This window comes from Pseudomonas sp. Au-Pse12 (assembly GCF_021341665.1).
Lineage (GTDB): Bacteria > Pseudomonadota > Gammaproteobacteria > Pseudomonadales > Pseudomonadaceae > Aquipseudomonas.
In genome coordinates this window covers 33569-48835 of the sequence record NZ_JAJTTH010000001.1, presented here as the reverse complement: position 1 = coordinate 48835, position 15267 = coordinate 33569, and the positions used below count along the sequence as shown (strand labels likewise).

At 63.7% G+C, this 15267-nt stretch carries 11 protein-coding genes; 9 read left to right on the top strand and 2 right to left on the bottom strand.

All coding sequences use genetic code 11. From position 1 onward, the window contains the following. Positions 1–85: 85 nt before the first annotated feature. The 8 genes from LXM55_RS00160 to LXM55_RS00125 all read left to right on the top strand — a co-directional run bounded on the left by LXM55_RS00160 (position 86) and on the right by LXM55_RS00125 (position 12203). The gene (locus tag LXM55_RS00160) at positions 86–1015 is read left to right on the top strand and encodes an AraC family transcriptional regulator (RefSeq protein ID WP_233317476.1); all 930 of its coding nucleotides are present in this window, start codon (positions 86–88) and stop codon (positions 1013–1015) included. Between the two features lie 70 nt (positions 1016–1085). Further along, positions 1086–1553 carry a (2Fe-2S)-binding protein gene (locus LXM55_RS00155; RefSeq protein ID WP_233317474.1) on the top strand — a complete coding sequence of 156 codons (468 nt, stop codon included), beginning with the start codon at positions 1086–1088 and terminating at the stop codon, positions 1551–1553. Continuing rightward, the gene (locus LXM55_RS00150; RefSeq protein ID WP_233317473.1) at positions 1553–3802 is read left to right on the top strand and encodes a xanthine dehydrogenase family protein molybdopterin-binding subunit; all 2250 of its coding nucleotides are present in this window, start codon (positions 1553–1555) and stop codon (positions 3800–3802) included. The genes LXM55_RS00155 and LXM55_RS00150 overlap by 1 nt, the downstream gene beginning before the upstream one ends. Positions 3803–3889: 87 nt before the next feature. Then, positions 3890–4960: an XdhC family protein gene (locus LXM55_RS00145; protein WP_233317472.1), complete on the top strand. Its 1071-nt coding sequence runs from the start codon at positions 3890–3892 to the stop codon at positions 4958–4960. A gap of 251 nt (positions 4961–5211) precedes the next feature. Beyond that, a complete protein-coding gene (locus LXM55_RS00140; protein WP_267924085.1) occupies positions 5212–6438 on the top strand; it encodes an MFS transporter in 1227 nt (408 codons plus the stop codon). Between the two features lie 61 nt (positions 6439–6499). Then, positions 6500–7621, top strand: coding sequence for an efflux RND transporter periplasmic adaptor subunit (locus LXM55_RS00135; RefSeq protein WP_233317470.1), 1122 nt, complete (start codon positions 6500–6502; stop codon positions 7619–7621). An 18-nt stretch (positions 7622–7639) separates the two neighbouring features. After that, on the top strand, positions 7640–10741 hold the full coding sequence (locus tag LXM55_RS00130) for a MexW/MexI family multidrug efflux RND transporter permease subunit (protein ID WP_233317469.1): 3102 nt from the start codon (positions 7640–7642) through the stop codon (positions 10739–10741). A 10-nt stretch (positions 10742–10751) separates the two neighbouring features. Then, positions 10752–12203: an efflux transporter outer membrane subunit gene (locus LXM55_RS00125; RefSeq protein ID WP_233317468.1), complete on the top strand. Its 1452-nt coding sequence runs from the start codon at positions 10752–10754 to the stop codon at positions 12201–12203. Here the strand turns inward: LXM55_RS00125 and LXM55_RS00120 are convergent. Then, positions 12200–13291, bottom strand: coding sequence for a polyamine ABC transporter substrate-binding protein (locus LXM55_RS00120; RefSeq protein WP_442799728.1), 1092 nt, complete (start codon positions 13289–13291; stop codon positions 12200–12202). The genes LXM55_RS00125 and LXM55_RS00120 overlap by 4 nt on opposite strands. A gap of 108 nt (positions 13292–13399) precedes the next feature. Beyond that, the gene (locus LXM55_RS00115) at positions 13400–14215 is read right to left on the bottom strand and encodes a carbon-nitrogen hydrolase family protein (RefSeq protein ID WP_233317466.1); all 816 of its coding nucleotides are present in this window, start codon (positions 14213–14215) and stop codon (positions 13400–13402) included. Positions 14216–14329: 114 nt separating this feature from the next. Here LXM55_RS00115 and LXM55_RS00110 point away from each other — a divergent pair, with 114 nt between their 5' ends. Then, positions 14330–15139, top strand: coding sequence for a helix-turn-helix transcriptional regulator (locus LXM55_RS00110; protein WP_233317464.1), 810 nt, complete (start codon positions 14330–14332; stop codon positions 15137–15139). Positions 15140–15267 lie beyond the last annotated feature (128 nt).

Sequence of the window (15267 nt, the reverse complement as noted above, 5' to 3'; positions counted from 1 at the left end):
TTGCCTGATCCTCTGAACCTTCCCTGTAGTGGATAGGAAAGCCTACGTCTGCGAGCTAGAGTCCGGCGAGGAGGAACACATCGTCATGCCCCACGCTATCGCCCACCAGGAATCGGCCCTGGCACAGATCATCGACCAGCAGATCAACCTGCCCGGCAACTTCACTACAGCGATTTCCGGCCTCACCTTGTTCCGTCGCGAACAACCCTCAGCACCTGCCGTATGCATGATTGAGCCGAGCCTGATCCTGGTAGCCAGGGGCGAAAAAAGGCTGTGGATCGGAGGTGAAAGCTACAGCTATAACCCCTCGCACTTTCTGATCACCTCGCTGGACCTGCCCGCCAACTCTGAAGTGCTCGCGGCCACTGCGGAGCAGCCCTGCGTCGGCCTGCTTATCAAGCTTGAAGTCAACATGCTGGCAGAGCTCATCGCCCACAGCGGGGCGCCAGCGGTGCACGACCGCACATCGGGAAAAGGGGTCGGCATCGGCACAGCAACCCCTGCCCTGCTTGGCTCGATCGGCCGCCTGCTGTCACTGCTGGAAGAGCCCGAGGCGATCCCCGTGCTCGCACCGATGATCCTTCGCGAAATTCACTACCGCTTGCTCAACAGTGACCAGTCACTGCGCCTACGGCAAATCACCTCGGTCGATGGCCAAGGCCACCGCATCGCCAGGGCCATAGACTGGCTCAAACTCAACTATAAGGCGCCACTGCGCATCGACGACCTCGCTGCCCGGGTGCAGATGAGTACGCCCACCTTCCATCATCACTTTCGTCAACTCACGGCCATGAGCCCGCTGCAATACCTGAAGTGGCTGCGCCTGAACGAGGCGCGACGGCTGATGCTCAACACCCATCTGGACGTATCAAGAGCCGCCTTCGCAGTGGGCTACGAAAGCCCTTCGCAATTCAGCCGTGAATATGGCCGTTTGTTCGGCACCGCCCCACGCAAAGACATCGCACTGCTACGCGGGTGTGCGCTCAGTGCCACTGGGCAGGATCCAGCTGTCTGATGGGGAGACACCCAACTGCGCGCGGCTGACGAAAGCCCAAAGACACCAACCAATGATCAGCAGGTGCCCCATGGAACTACGAATCAATCAACAGCCCTATCAAGTCGATGCTGACGCCGATACCCCCCTGCTGTGGGTCATCCGCGATGAGCTTGGGCTGACCGGCACCAAGTACGGCTGTGGCGTGGCCCAATGCGGCGCCTGCTCAGTGCTGGTGGACGGCAACGTGGTGCGCGCCTGTGTCACTCCAGTGGCAGGCGTAGTGGGCCGCGAGGTGACCACCATCGAGGCGATAGAAGCCGATGAGGTAGGCAAGCGCGTGGTAGCGGCCTGGGTCGAGCATCAAGTGGCCCAGTGCGGCTACTGTCAGTCCGGACAGGTCATGGCCGCTACTGCCCTGCTCAAGCACACCCCGGCCCCCACTGATGCGCAGATCCAGGCGGCGATGATCAATCTGTGTCGATGCGGTACCTACAACGCCATTCATGCCGCCGTGCACGATCTTGCCGCACAACCAGCCAAGAGGGCGAACACCTGATGAACCAGTGCATCGACTCCACCGCAGACGTCTTGGACACACCGCTGGACGAACCGGTCAACCTGTCCCGCCGACGTTTCTTGACCAGTACCGTTGTCGGCACGCTGGTGCTCGGTTTCGGTCTGCCACTTGGTTTTACCCGGGCTCTGGCCAGCACGGCCGCCGCCGCGGAGCGTGCTCCCCAGGTGCCGGCGTTCCTCGAGATTCGCCCAGACGGTACCGTGCGCCTGCTCAGCCCCTTCATGGAAGGAGGCCAAGGCATCCATACCGCCATGGCGCAAATTGTCGGCGAAGAGCTAGATGCCGATCCAGCCACCTTCGTGGTCGAAAGCGCGCCGCCCGGCGAAGCCTACCGAGTGATGGCCAACGGTATGCGCCTTACCGGAGGCAGCATGTCGGTGCGCATGAGCTATACCGCCATGCGTCGTCTTGGCGCCCTGGCCAGGACCATGCTTCTGCAGGCCGGCGCCGAACAGCTTGGCGTGCCATTGGCCGAGCTGTCCACCGAGCCCGGCCGCGTGGTGCACGCGGCCTCGGGCCGCTCGCTTGGCTACGGTGACTTGGCGGGACGAGCCCTGGATATGGCGGTGCCCGACCTGGCCAGTATCAGACTGCGCGACCCGAGTCAGTTCCGCTGGATCGGCAAGCCGGTGCAGCGCGTCGACGCCTATGAAAAATCCACCGGCAAGGCGCTGTACAGCATCGACCAGAAGGTCGACGGCATGCTCCATGCCGCCGTTCAGCATGCTCCACGCCTGGGCATGACCCTAGGTCGTCTGCTTAACGAGGCCCAGGTCAAGGCCATGAAAGGGGTGCATTCCATCCACCCACTGCCAGGCGCGGTGGCGGTGGTCGCCGAGCGCTGGTGGCACGCCAAGCGTGCGGTGGAGGCGATCCAGGTGGAATGGGCGGAACCGGCTGCCGATTCGAACGTACGTCCGATGCCCGCAGACTTTTCCAGCGACGCCTTTCGCGACTTTCTCGCCGCACAGCAGGGGCCGATCCGCGACGATGAACGCGAAGGCGATGTGCCCGCCGCCCTGGCCAGTGCCAGCACCAAGGTCGAGGCCACCTACCATAACCAGTACCTCAACCATGCCCAGTTGGAGCCGCCTTCAGCCCTGGCCCGCTTCAACCCCGATGGCTCGCTTGAGGTCTGGCTGCCCAACCAGGCGCCAGAAATGTTCCGCGACGACATCGTCAGGCGTAGCGGCCTCGCCCCATCGAGCATCACCTTGCACTCACCGCTGCTGGGCGGTTTCTTCGGCCGCCACTTTCTGTATGACTCGGCCAGCCCATACCCTCAGGCTATCGAGCTGGCGAAGGCCGTCGGCCGCCCGATCAAACTGATCTGGAGCCGCGAGGAAGAATTCCTGCGCGACGTGCTACGCCCGGTTGCCGTGGTCAAGTTCCGCGCGGCACTGGATGCCGCAGGCTTGCCAGTGGCGATCGAAGCGATAAGCGCCACCGAAGGTCCGGCCGAGGCTCTCGCCGGCAAGCAGGGCGAGAAACCGGATACAACCGCCCTTGAAGGCCTGTCAGGCAAGCCTTACGCGATTGCCAATCGACGTATTGCGCAGATCTACGTCAAAGGCCCCGCCATGCTGGGTTACTGGCGCTCGGTGGGCAATTCCCTCAACGACTTTTTCTATGAAGCTTTCCTCGACGAACTGGCTGACAAAGGCGGTCATGACCCGTTCGAATTGCGCCTGCACCTACTGCGCGACAACCCGCGCCTGACCACCCTGCTGCAGGCTGTAGGCGAACTCTCTGGTGGCTGGAAGCGCGGCCCATTCACCGCCGCGGATGGAACCCGCCGCGCTCGCGGGGTGGCCATGGCCTCGCCATTCGGCTCGCACGCGGCGGTCATCGCCGAGGTCTCGATCGAGGGTGGTCAAGTCAAGGTCCACGATATCTGGCAAGCAATTGACCCGGGCAGCATCGTCAACCCAGCGATCATCACGGCACAGGTCAATGGTGCCGTGGCCCTGGGGCTGTCCCAGGTATTGCTGGAAGAGGCGGTGTACGTGGACGGCCGGCCACGGGCTCGCAACTATGACCTCTACCCGATCCTGCCGCCTTCACGCATGGCGCGGGTGCATGTACGGATCATCGAGAGTGGCGAAAAGATGGGCGGCATCGGCGAGCCGCCGCTGCCGGCAGTGGCACCAGCGGTGGCCAACGCGGTTGCGCAACTGACCGGCCAGCGCATCCGCAGCATGCCATTGAGCCGATACACCTTCAGCTGACGGCCTTCGCGCGCGGCCTCTGCAGCGCGGCAAACCGCAGGGGCATGCCGCGCCACGGCAGCCCCTGGCATGAACCTGGAAAACTCTATGGAAAGCACCGATCTGCTGGTCCTGCGCACCACCCTCGAATGGCTCAACGCCGGCCAACGCGTCCTGCTCGCCACCGTAGCCCGAACCTGGGGCTCCTCTCCCCGCCCCGTCGGTTCGATGATGGCGTTGCGTAACGACGGCCGTGTGGTCGGTAGCGTGTCGGGAGGCTGCATTGAGGACGACCTGATACACCGCTACACCACCGCCCATGGCGGTGATGGCCTGCCGGACGGACCACCGCAAGTGGTGCGCTATGGCATCATCGCTGATGAAGCCCACCGTTTTGGCTTGCCCTGCGGCGGCACGCTCGAACTGATCCTCGAATTCGCTCCGTCGTCGAGCGTCCTCAGCCAACTGCTGGCACAGCTTGATACCGGTCACCTGGTGTGCCGCCGCCTGGACTTGAGCAACGGCCGGGTGTCCTTGACCGTCAGCGTCGCGCCAGAGCGCTTCGTCTACGACGGCAAGCAGATGGCCAATACCCTAGGCCCCGGCTATCGCCTGCTACTGATCGGGGCGGGCGCCCTGGCCGAATACCTGGCAACCATGGCGCTGTTCAACGGCTTTCGGGTCTCGATCTGCGATCCTCGGCCCGAATACATCGGTGGCTGGAACGTCGCCGGCGTAGAACAGTTGAAGGGCATGCCGGACGATGTTGTTCGCGCATTCGCACCGGATTTACGCAGTTGCATTGTCGCCGTAAGCCACGATCCCAAGCTGGACGATCTGGCCCTGCTCGAAGCCCTGCACAGCCCTGCGTTCTACATTGGCGCCATCGGTTCGCGGCGTAATAGCCAACGGCGCCGCGAGCGTCTCATTGAGCATTTTGGCCAGAGCGAGGCCTCGCTCCAGCGTCTTCACGGCCCAATCGGGCTCTACATTGATAGCAAGACCCCTGCCGAAATTGCGGTGAGCGTGATGGCTGAGATCCTCGCCGTAAAGAACGCTGTCACCCTGCCCGATGGCTTCGACGTTTTACGAGCCAAGCAAAGACTACAGCCCTCCTACGAGCAGCCTGCGCTGGCGGATACAGCCGTGCTCGAGCTGCAGATGTCTCTTGACGATTAGTGCTCCGCTGGACGCAGAAAAATGAACCCTGGGGTTTCGAGCATGGTGCTGATGGGAGCAGACGCTATCATTTGCATCAGGATTTGAGAGGCGTTTCTTCAACCCACACCGCTCAATTTCCCTAGCTCGAGAGCTACCCGGAAAACGCGTCAGTCATCGTCCCATCCGATCACGCACCGGCTCATTCTCTCTTCGCCTCGTCACACTCATTTTTACCGCCATGCACCTACAGCCATTGGCTCGGACAAGTCATGCCCACGATTCCTCACGCCTGTAACAAAGCGCAATCAAGGCCACTTCTACTCTTTCTGGCCCTGTCGCTGATGGTGTCCTTGATGAACAGCAGCGTGCCAACGCCGCTGTACCCCTTCTATCAACAACAGCTGCAGTTGAGTGCCGTGGACCTGACGTTGATCTTCGGCGTCTACGGCGCCGGCGTTCTGCTGTCGCTGCTGACCCTGGCCGGGCTCGTCGGGCGCCTGCGGGATCTGCGCAAGCTCTTGCTGCCAGCCGCCGCCCTGGTGGTGCTTGGCGCCTGGCTGTTTTCCCAGGGCAGCTCCTTATGGCAACTGGGTACCGGGCGCCTGATCGCGGGCCTGGGTTCGGGGGCGATGACCGCTGGGGTCAACATGGCGTTGGTGCGCTTTGGTCCGGCCGACAGCGGCAAGCTCGCGGCGCTGCTGGCCACCCTGGCGATGGTCGTGGGGCTGGCCCTGGGCCCGCTGCTCAGCGGCGCCGCCCTGCAACTGGATTGCTATCCCAGAACGCTGCCGTTCTGGCTGATCATGCTCCTGGGGCTGCTGGCCATCCTGGGGGTGCTGGGATGCTGGCCGTCATCGCCAACCATCCCCGCGACCACGACCGACACACCGCAGATCAAGGCGCCCGGGCTGCTCCAGAGCCTGAAAGGCATCGGCGTGCCCTATCACCTATGCGCCTGGGCAGTGTTTTTCAGTTGGTCGTTTGCCGCCTGCGTCTTCGTGATCGGCCCCAGTGCCGCGGAGCAGCTATTGGGGTTGCATGATCACGGAGCGTTCGGCTACGGCATTTCGGTCTATCTGCTGATTGCCGGCGCCAGCCAGCTGTTCTGCCAGCGCCTCGAAGCCCGGCGCGCGCTGTTGTCCGGCCTGCTGTTCCAGAGCCTCGCCCTCGTCATGCTGCTGATGGCCTTCTACCAAGCCTCTTTGCTGCTGGCGGTGCTGGCCCTGATCGTCGGCGGCTACGCCTACGGCGCCATCTTTGTCGGCAGTGCCCGGCTGATCAACCAGCTGGCCGCAGGCCATGGGCACGGCAAGCTCATCACCTACTTCTACATGACGATCTACTGCTTCAATGCCGTGCCGATTCCACTGGGGCTTCTGGTGGATTCATCAGGCATGGCCCAGGCCATCCAGAGTGCGCTCATGCTGTTTCTTGGCGTCAGCAGCACACTGTGGCTGATGGCGCACAAGGTCCGATTCCTCCCCGTTCAGCAGTAACGCCCACGCACCCGTCAATCGTGCATGGCGCAATGTCATTCACTTATCAGTAGCCAGGATCATGAATAGAAAACCCAAGCTTTTAGCTGGCGCCACCATCGCGCTGGCGGTCGTCGCGTTCGCCTACAAAACCCTCTGCGCGCCTACTGCCATGGTTGCGGGCACGAGCGACAACGCCCCGTCTCCCCTGAAAGTAGCGACCGCCGAGGTGCTGCTGGGGGCAGTCCCCCAAGTCCTGACCGGTATCGGTGAACTGGAGGCTACCCGGCAAATCATGGTCGCCGCAGAAACCAGCGGCCTGATCACCGCCATCGCCTTTGATCCAGGAACACGGGTGCGCGCCGGGCAACTGCTGGTGCAGTTGAACGCCGCGCCGGAACAAAGTGAGCTGGCCAGGCTCGAAGCCCAGGCCAGCAATGCACGAGCACAACTGCAACGCACTCGCACACTGCTGCCACAGCAGGCCGCGACCCAGGAAGAATTGGACCAGGCCCACTGGGCCTATCAACAAGTGCTGGCCGAGATCCAACGAGTCAAGGCGCTGATCGAACAGAAGCGCATCAAGGCCCCCTTCGACGGGGTGCTCGGGGTGCGCAAAGTCAACCTCGGCCAGTACCTGCAAGCAGGCGAACCCGTGGTGTCCCTGACCGACGCACGGACGCTTTACGCCAATATCACCCTGCCTGAACGCGCCCTGGCATTACTGGCCCCCGGGCAGGAGATGAGCGTCGCCGTGGATGCCTATCCGCAACGCACGTTCAAGGGGCGGATTGGCACCCTGGAACCGCGCATCGATCCCGGCACCCGAACGGTGCTGGTGCAAGCCGTGGTGGCCAACCCGGAGCAACTGCTGACCCCTGGCATGTATGTCAACGGCCAGGTGGCGTTGCCCGCCGGTCCGCCCCGCATGAGCGTCCCGGAAACCGCGGTCAGCTACAGCGCCTACGGCGATTTCGTCTACCGGGTGCAGGGGGCTGATGCTTCGGCCCTCAGCGTGCGCCAGGTGTACGTCAAGACCGGTGAGCGCACAGCCGGTCGGGTGGTGCTGCAAGACGGCGTACAGCCGGGGGACCGAGTGGTCACCTCGGGTCAACTGCGCCTGCAGAACGGCGCCGCGGTACAGATTGCCGCCCAGGACAGCCTGAGCCTTGAGGCTCCCCAAGAGCCGGTCCTGGCCAAGTGAAATACCAAGGATTCGATCATGACCTTCACTGATTTGTTTGTCCGCCGCCCAGTGCTGGCGCTGGTGGTCAGCACCCTGATTCTGTTGCTGGGGCTACTGGCGCTGAACCAGCTGCCGATTCGCCAATATCCACTGACCGAAAGCTCGACGCTGACCATCACCACCCAGTATCCCGGCGCTTCGCCGCAGTTGATGCAAGGCTTTGTCACCCAGGCCATCGCCCAATCCGTGGCCACGGTGGAGGACGTCGACTACATGACCTCCACCTCGACCCAGGGCCGCAGCGTGATTGCCGTTCGGATGAAGCTCAATGCCGACTCCAACAAGGCCATGACCCAGGTCATGGCCAAGGTCAACGAGGTCAAGTACCGGCTTCCCGCCGAAGCTTACGACCCGGTGATCGTCAAGTCCTCCGGCGAGGCCACCGCGGTGGCCTATGTCGGCTTTTCCAGCTCGACCCTGTCCACCGCGGCCTTGTCCGACTACGTGACGCGGGTGGTACAGCCACAGCTGTCGTCCATCGAGGGCGTGGGCAGCATCGACCTCAATGGCGGGCAAAAAATGGCCATGCGCATCTGGCTCGATGCCAGACGCCTGGCCGCTCGCGGAGTGTCCGCCGCAGACGTGGCCCAGGCCCTGCGCAACAACAACGTGCAAGCCGCGCCGGGCCAGGCCAAGGGCCTGTATGTCGTGTCCGATATCCAGATCAACACGGACCTGGTGAATGTCTCCGAGTTTCGCCAACTGGTGGTCAAGAGCACCCCGGCCGGGCTGGTGCGCCTCGACGACATCGCCACCGTTGAGCTGGGGGCGGCGGCCACCGACACCAGCGCCATCATGGATGGCGTCAAGGCGGTGTATTTCGGCCTGAACGCCGCGCCCAACGCCAACCCGCTGGTGATCGTCAAAAAACTCAACGAACTGCTGCCGGGAATCCGCCAGAACCTGCCACCGGATGTCAAGGTGGCGGTGCCCTTCGAACTGGCACGCTTTATCAGCGCCTCGATCGACGAAGTCTCCGGCACCCTGATCGAAGCCATAGTGATTGTGGTACTGGTGATCTTTCTCAGCCTGGGATCGGCGCGGGCGGTGATCATTCCGGTGATCACCATCCCCTTGTCCATGCTCGGTGCCGCCGCCTTCATGGCCCTGTTCGGCTTCAGCATCAACCTCTTGACCCTGTTGGCCATGGTGCTGGCTATCGGCCTGGTGGTGGATGACGCGATCATCGTGGTGGAAAACGTCCACCGGCATATCGAAGAAGGCAAGTCCCCTGCCGTCGCCGCCCTGGTGGGTGCCCGCGAGGTGGCCGCGCCGGTGATCGCGATGACCCTGACCCTGGCCGCGGTCTACGCGCCCATCGGCCTCATGGGTGGCCTGACCGGCTCTCTGTTCAAGGAGTTTGCCTTCACCCTCGCCGGCTCCGTGGTGGTCTCGGGGATCATCGCCCTGACGCTATCCCCGGTCATGAGTTCGTTCCTGCTGGACAGCCAGATGAACGAGGGCTGGATGGCGCGCCGCGCCGAAACCTTCTTCGCGCGCCTGGGCTCGGCCTATGGCCGGGTGCTGGATGTATCCCTGCAGCACCGCTGGGTCACCTGCACGGTCGCTCTGGTGGTACTGATAAGCGTGCCACTGCTGTACAGCCAGGCTCGGAGTGAACTGGCGCCGGTGGAGGACCAATCCACAGTGCTGACGGCCATCAAGTCTCCGCAGAACGCCAACATCGACTACGTGGAGAAGTTCGGTGACAAGTGGAATCAGGTCATGGCGACCTTGCCCGAGCAAAGCAATCTGTGGCTGATCAACGGCATCAATGGCGTCTCCAACAGCATTGGCGGGGTCAACTTTGTTGACTGGGAACAGCGTCAGCGCAGCGCCGACCAGATCCAGGTCGACATGCAGAATCGCGCCAATGACATCGAGGGCAGCAACATCTTCGCCTTCCAGTTGCCCTCCCTGCCCGGCTCCACCGGCGGGCTGCCGGTGCAGATGGTGATCAAGAGCGCTGGCGACTACAGGATCGTCTATGAGGCCATGCAGGAGCTGAAAGATGCCGCCCGTAAAAGCGGCCTGTTCATGGTGGTGGACAGTGACCTGGACTACAACAATTCGGTGATCCGGATCGACATCGACCGGGCCAAGGCCAACAGCCTTGGGGTCACGATGAAGGATATCGGCGACACCCTGGCGGTACTGGTGGGTGAAAACTACGTCAACCGTTTTGGCCTGCAGGGCCGCTCCTACGATGTGATTCCCCAGAGCCTGCGCAATGAGCGCCTGTCTGCCGAGGCCCTGGGACGGTTCTATGTCACCAGTGCCAGCGGTGGCCAGGTGTCGCTGGCGAACCTGGTGACCCTCTCCACCGGGGTCGAACCCAACCAGTTGACTCAGTTCGACCAGCTCAACTCAGCCATCTTCCAGGCCATCCCGAACCCCGGGGTCGCAATGGGCGATGCGGTGGCATTTCTTGAACGACAAGCACGCGACCTGCCACCGGGCTTCACCTACGACTGGCTGTCGGACGCCCGTCAATACCACCAGGAAGGCTCCGCGCTGATCTTGGCCTTTGTGTTCGCGATCATCGTCATCTACTTGGTGCTCGCCGCTCAATACGAGAGCCTGCGCGACCCGCTGATCATCCTGATCAGCGTGCCACTGTCCATGTGCGGGGCCCTGATTCCCCTGGCGCTGGGTATGGCCACGATCAACATCTACACCCAGATCGGCCTGGTCACCCTGGTGGGGCTCATCAGCAAGCACGGGATTCTCATGGTGGAGTTCGCCAACGAGCTGCAAGCCAAGGACGGGCTTGATCGACGCGCAGCGATTCTGCACTCGGCGAAGATGCGCCTGCGACCGATTCTGATGACCACCGCCGCCATGGTTGCCGGGCTGATTCCACTGCTGTTCGCCAGTGGCGCCGGAGCGCATAGCCGCCATGACCTGGGGCTGGTGATCGTGGTGGGCATGCTGGTGGGCACCCTGTTCACCTTGCTGGTGCTGCCCACCATGTACTCGATCATTGCCGTGGACCATCGCACGGCGGCCAACACCCCACGGGCTCGTGAACTGGCCTCCATCGATGCCGCGACCTCAGTCATGACCCCTCGGGGTTAAGGAGCACACCATGCGTTACACCCTGATTCATGCATTGCCTCCCCTTTGCGGGCTGCTGCTCTTGACCGGGCTGGTCGGTTGCACCGTGGGCCCGGATTATCAGCCCCGGGTCGAAGCACCGCTTGAACTGTCCCAGCCCCTGGACCCCGCGCTCTACGCCAGCGAACAACTGCAGCGGGACTGGTGGCGCCAATTCCAGGACCCGCAACTGGACCAGTTGATCGAGCAGGCCCTGACCCGCAATCGGGATATCCACCAGGCCCAGGCCCGGTTGCTGGAGGCCCGCGCCGAGCTTGATCAACGTCAGCTCGACCGTTTGCCTACGGTCACCGCCGAGGCCGGTTACAGCCGCAGTCTGGCTCAGGACAACCCGGGGCCTGCCGGTGAGCGCAACCTGGCCAGAAACTACCGGGCAGGACTCGATGCACAGTGGGAAATCGATCTGTTTGGCCGGCTGCAGCGCTTGTCCCAGGCTGCTGCCGCCCGGGGCGAGGCGGCGCAAGCGGACCTGGCGCAAGCGCGGATCGTGGTGGCCGCCGAGGTGGCACGTAATTACTTCGAAATGCGCGGAGCGCAGCGCCAACTGGACGTGGCCCGAGCAGCCCTGGAAAACCAGAAAACCATGGTGCACGTAGTGGCGGCCAAGGTCATGGCCGGACGTGGCGCCGCCGATGAGCTGGCCAGCGCAGAGGCTGAGCAGGCACACCAACAAGCGGCCCTGCCGCCTCTGGAAACCCGTTGCCAACTGGCCCGCTATCGCCTGGCGGTGCTAGTGGCCGCGCGGCCCAACGAACTGCAGGCACTGAACCGGCCATCCACCCTCGCGCCCCTGGTCACTCGCCTGCCGATTGGCGACCTGGGCGACCTGTTGCGCCAGCGTCCCGATGTTGCCAGTGCCGAGCGTCACTTCGCCGCCTCCACCGCCGATATCGGCGCGGTGACCGCCGAGCTGTATCCCCGAGTGGACCTCGGGGGCTTCCTCGGTTTCGTCGCCATCAGGGGCGCCGACCTGGGGACTGACGCCAGTCGCGCCTTCAGTATCATGCCCGGCGTCAGCTGGCCGGCCCTGCACCTGGCCAGCGTCAAGGCCCGGCAACGTCAGGCCCAGGCCCGCCAGCAAGGTGCCCAGGCCCATTACGAGCAAGTGGTGCTGCAAGCCGTGGCAGAAACCGAAGGGGCACTGACCACCTACAGCCAGTCGCAACAGCAATTGGGCGACCTGCTGCAGGCTGCCAGGCTTAGCGCCCGGGCCGCCAGCCTGGCCCAGGTGCGCTATGAAGCGGGCGCGGCGCCTTATCTGCTGGCACTGCAGGCCCAACGCCGCCGCCTGCAAACCGAGGATGCACTGGCCCAGGCGGATACCGCGTCCTACGTCAATGTGGTCGCGCTCTACAAGGCGCTGGGAGGCGGCTGGCACGCCACGGCAATGACCGCCAGCCCCGGCGTTGCCGCTCGCCACTAGCTGCCGCTCTTGACCTTGCTCCAGACCCGGGTACGGATCCGCTCCAGTTTCAACGGCAAGGGCTCCAGCGGGAACAAGGTGTCGAGCACCGCCTGGCTCGGGTATACGCTGGGGTTGTCGCGAATCTTCTGCTCGATCAGCGCCTTGGCGGCCAGGTTGCCATTGGGGTACTTCAGGTAGTTGGTGGTCTGGGCGATCACCGCCGGGCGCAGCATGTAGTCGATGAACTGCAGCCCCTGCTGCGGATTGGGCGCATCGTTGAGCAGCACCAGGCTCTCCACCCAGATCGGCGCGCCTTCCCGAGGGATGCGGTATTCGATACGGCGGCCATTGCCGGCCGCTTCCGAGGCGGTCCTGGCGTCCAGCACGCCGCCGGCCCAGCCCAGCACCACGCAGATATTGCCGTTGGCCAGGTCGGTGATGAACTTCGAGGAATCGAAGTAGCGCACATGGGGGCGCAACTTCAGCAACAGCGCCTCGGCCTTGCGATAGTCCTCCGGGTTCTGGCTGTTGTAGGGCAGGCCCAGGTAGTGCAAGGCAATGGGAATGACCTCGCCGGGGGCATCGAGCATGGCCACGCCGCACTGGCTGAGCTTGGCCAGGTTGTCTTCCTTGAAGATCAGGTCCCAGGAATCCACAGGGGCATCGGCCCCGAGGATCGCCTTGACCTTGTCGGCGTCATAGCCGATGCCGGTGGTGCCCCACAGGTAAGGCACGGCGTAGCGGTTGCCCGGGTCGTTGCCCTGGACCTTGGCCAGTATCTGCGGGTCCAGGTGGGACCAGTGGGGCAACTGGTTGCGGTCCAGTTCCTTGAGCACCCCGGCCTTGATCAAGTTCGGCAGCAGGTCGCCGGTGGCGACCACCACGTCGTAGCCGCTGCGCCCGGCCATGAGTTTGCTCTGCATGACATCGCTGTTGTCGAACACGTCGTAGGTCGGAACGATCGAGGTTTGCGCCTGGAAGTCCTTGGTGGTGTCCGGGGCGATGAAGTCGTACCAGTTGTAGATGTGCACCTGGGGTTCGGCGCTGGCGGCGCACGCCAGGCTGAAGCTGAACATCGAGGCCAAGGCCCATCGGGCGCAGCGCATGCTTGTCATCGGGATACTCCACAGCGCCAGTTTCCGGCCCTTGGGGACCGGCACCGCGCCTGCTGATATTGGGATTGTTGTGGCAGGAATCAGAGCGGTGAAGGTCAATCAGGGAATCAACAGCTCGCGGCGACCGTCCGGGTGGTCGATCCGCTCGCCGTGCAACAGCAAGCGGCGGTCGCTGAGGTAGTGGTAATCGCGGCGGGCGGCCTGGAGTTGCTGCGGATCGAGGCTGACCACCTGCCGGCACTCATCGCGCCCGGCCTCGAACAGCACCTGGCCGAACGGATCGACGGCGGCGCTGCCGCCGGCGAACACCAGCCCGTCGTCGCCCTCGCCCACCCGGTTGACCATGACCGCGAACAGCTGGTTTTCCTGGGCCCGGGCCATGATCGCGGTGCGGTGCACCGGGCCGTAAGGGTCCATGTTGCCGTTGGTGACGATGATCAGTTCGGCCCCCAGTTGCGCCAGGACCCGGGCGCTTTCAGGCAGCTCGATGTCATAGCAGATCAGAATGCCGACCCGCAGGCCTTTCCACAGCACCGTGGCATAGCGGTCGCCCGGGCGAAAATCGCCGCGCTCCGAGGGCCACAGATGGGTCTTGCGGTAATGCAGCGCGATGCCGTCGGGGGTCAGCAGCAACGAGCTGTTGTAGTACTGGCCTTCGGCACTTTCCGCCAGGCCGATGACCACCGCCACCTTGCGCTGGCGCACCACCTGCAGCACCGCCTGCACGCTCGGCCCGTCGAGGGGTTCGGCGCAGAGCGACAATTGTTCGGCGCCGACGAACCCGGTCAGGCAGGTTTCCGGAAACACCAGCAGGTCGGTGTCCTCGGCACAGGTTGTAATGGCTTCGAGCACCCGCCCCAGGTTATAAACGCTGTCGCCGTCACGGCCAGCCAGTTGCACCAGTTCGATCTTCATCGTTGATCCTTGCACGCGTTGGAGGTGCCCCGATCGCCGCTGCAGGCGCCGGGGACGCACAGAGTATGGAGCGCCGCCACGCGGCACAGAATCACTTCGATGGGGTACCCCACTATGGGTAGTGAAACACGCCTGACCTTGCAGGACGTGGCCTGGCACGATGCCGTGGGCCGCTTGATCGAGACCCTGGACCAGGAGCATTTCTGGAGCGCGCTGGTACGCCTACTTAGCCACTACGTGCCGGTGGACAACTGGGTGGTGCTGATCTTCAGCCCTGGCCGGCCCCAGGTCCTGGCCGAGTCCGCGGCGGCGGACGGCGAGCCGGACGCCCTGTTCCAGGACTACCTCAAGGGCCTGTACCTGCTGGACCCGTTCTACATCCACAATCGGGAGACACTCTGCAGCGGCCTGTTCCGCCTGGAGGACGTGGCCCCGGAATGCTTCGAACAGACCGATTACTACCAGCGCTATTTCCGCCTGAACGTGGTGGCCGACGAGGTGCACATCAACGTCCAGCTCGATGGCCAGCGCAGCCTCAGCCTGTCCCTGGGCAGCCAGTGCCGCTTCAGCCCCGAGCAGACCGCCCTGCTGGGGCTGATCCGGCCGTGGGTCGCGGCGCTGATGCGCCAGCGCTTGCCGTTCGAGCACAACTCGGCAGATGCGCCACAAACCGCGCCCCGCTGGCAGAGCCGCCTGGAGCAGGCCGCCTCGCACTCAGCGACGGCGCTTTCGGCGCGGGAAATGGAAGTGGTTCAACTGCTGCTCAGCGGCTGCTCGAACAAGGAGATCGCGCGCAAGCTGGCGATTTCCGCCGAGACGGTCAAGGTGCACCGCAAGCACCTGTACAGCAAGCTGGGGATCAAGTCCCAGTCCGAGCTGTTCGCCCTGTTCCTGCAGGCCCAGGAAGGTGGCGAGCACGGCTAGGCAGGAAAAGCCGCAAGCGCCTCAATCGTAAGACAAGGTAACGCTGACTCCGGCGTTGACCTTCCCCGGCGTCACGGCGCCGGTACGGTTATAACAATATTAATGCCCCCAAAAGCTAGCGAATTATT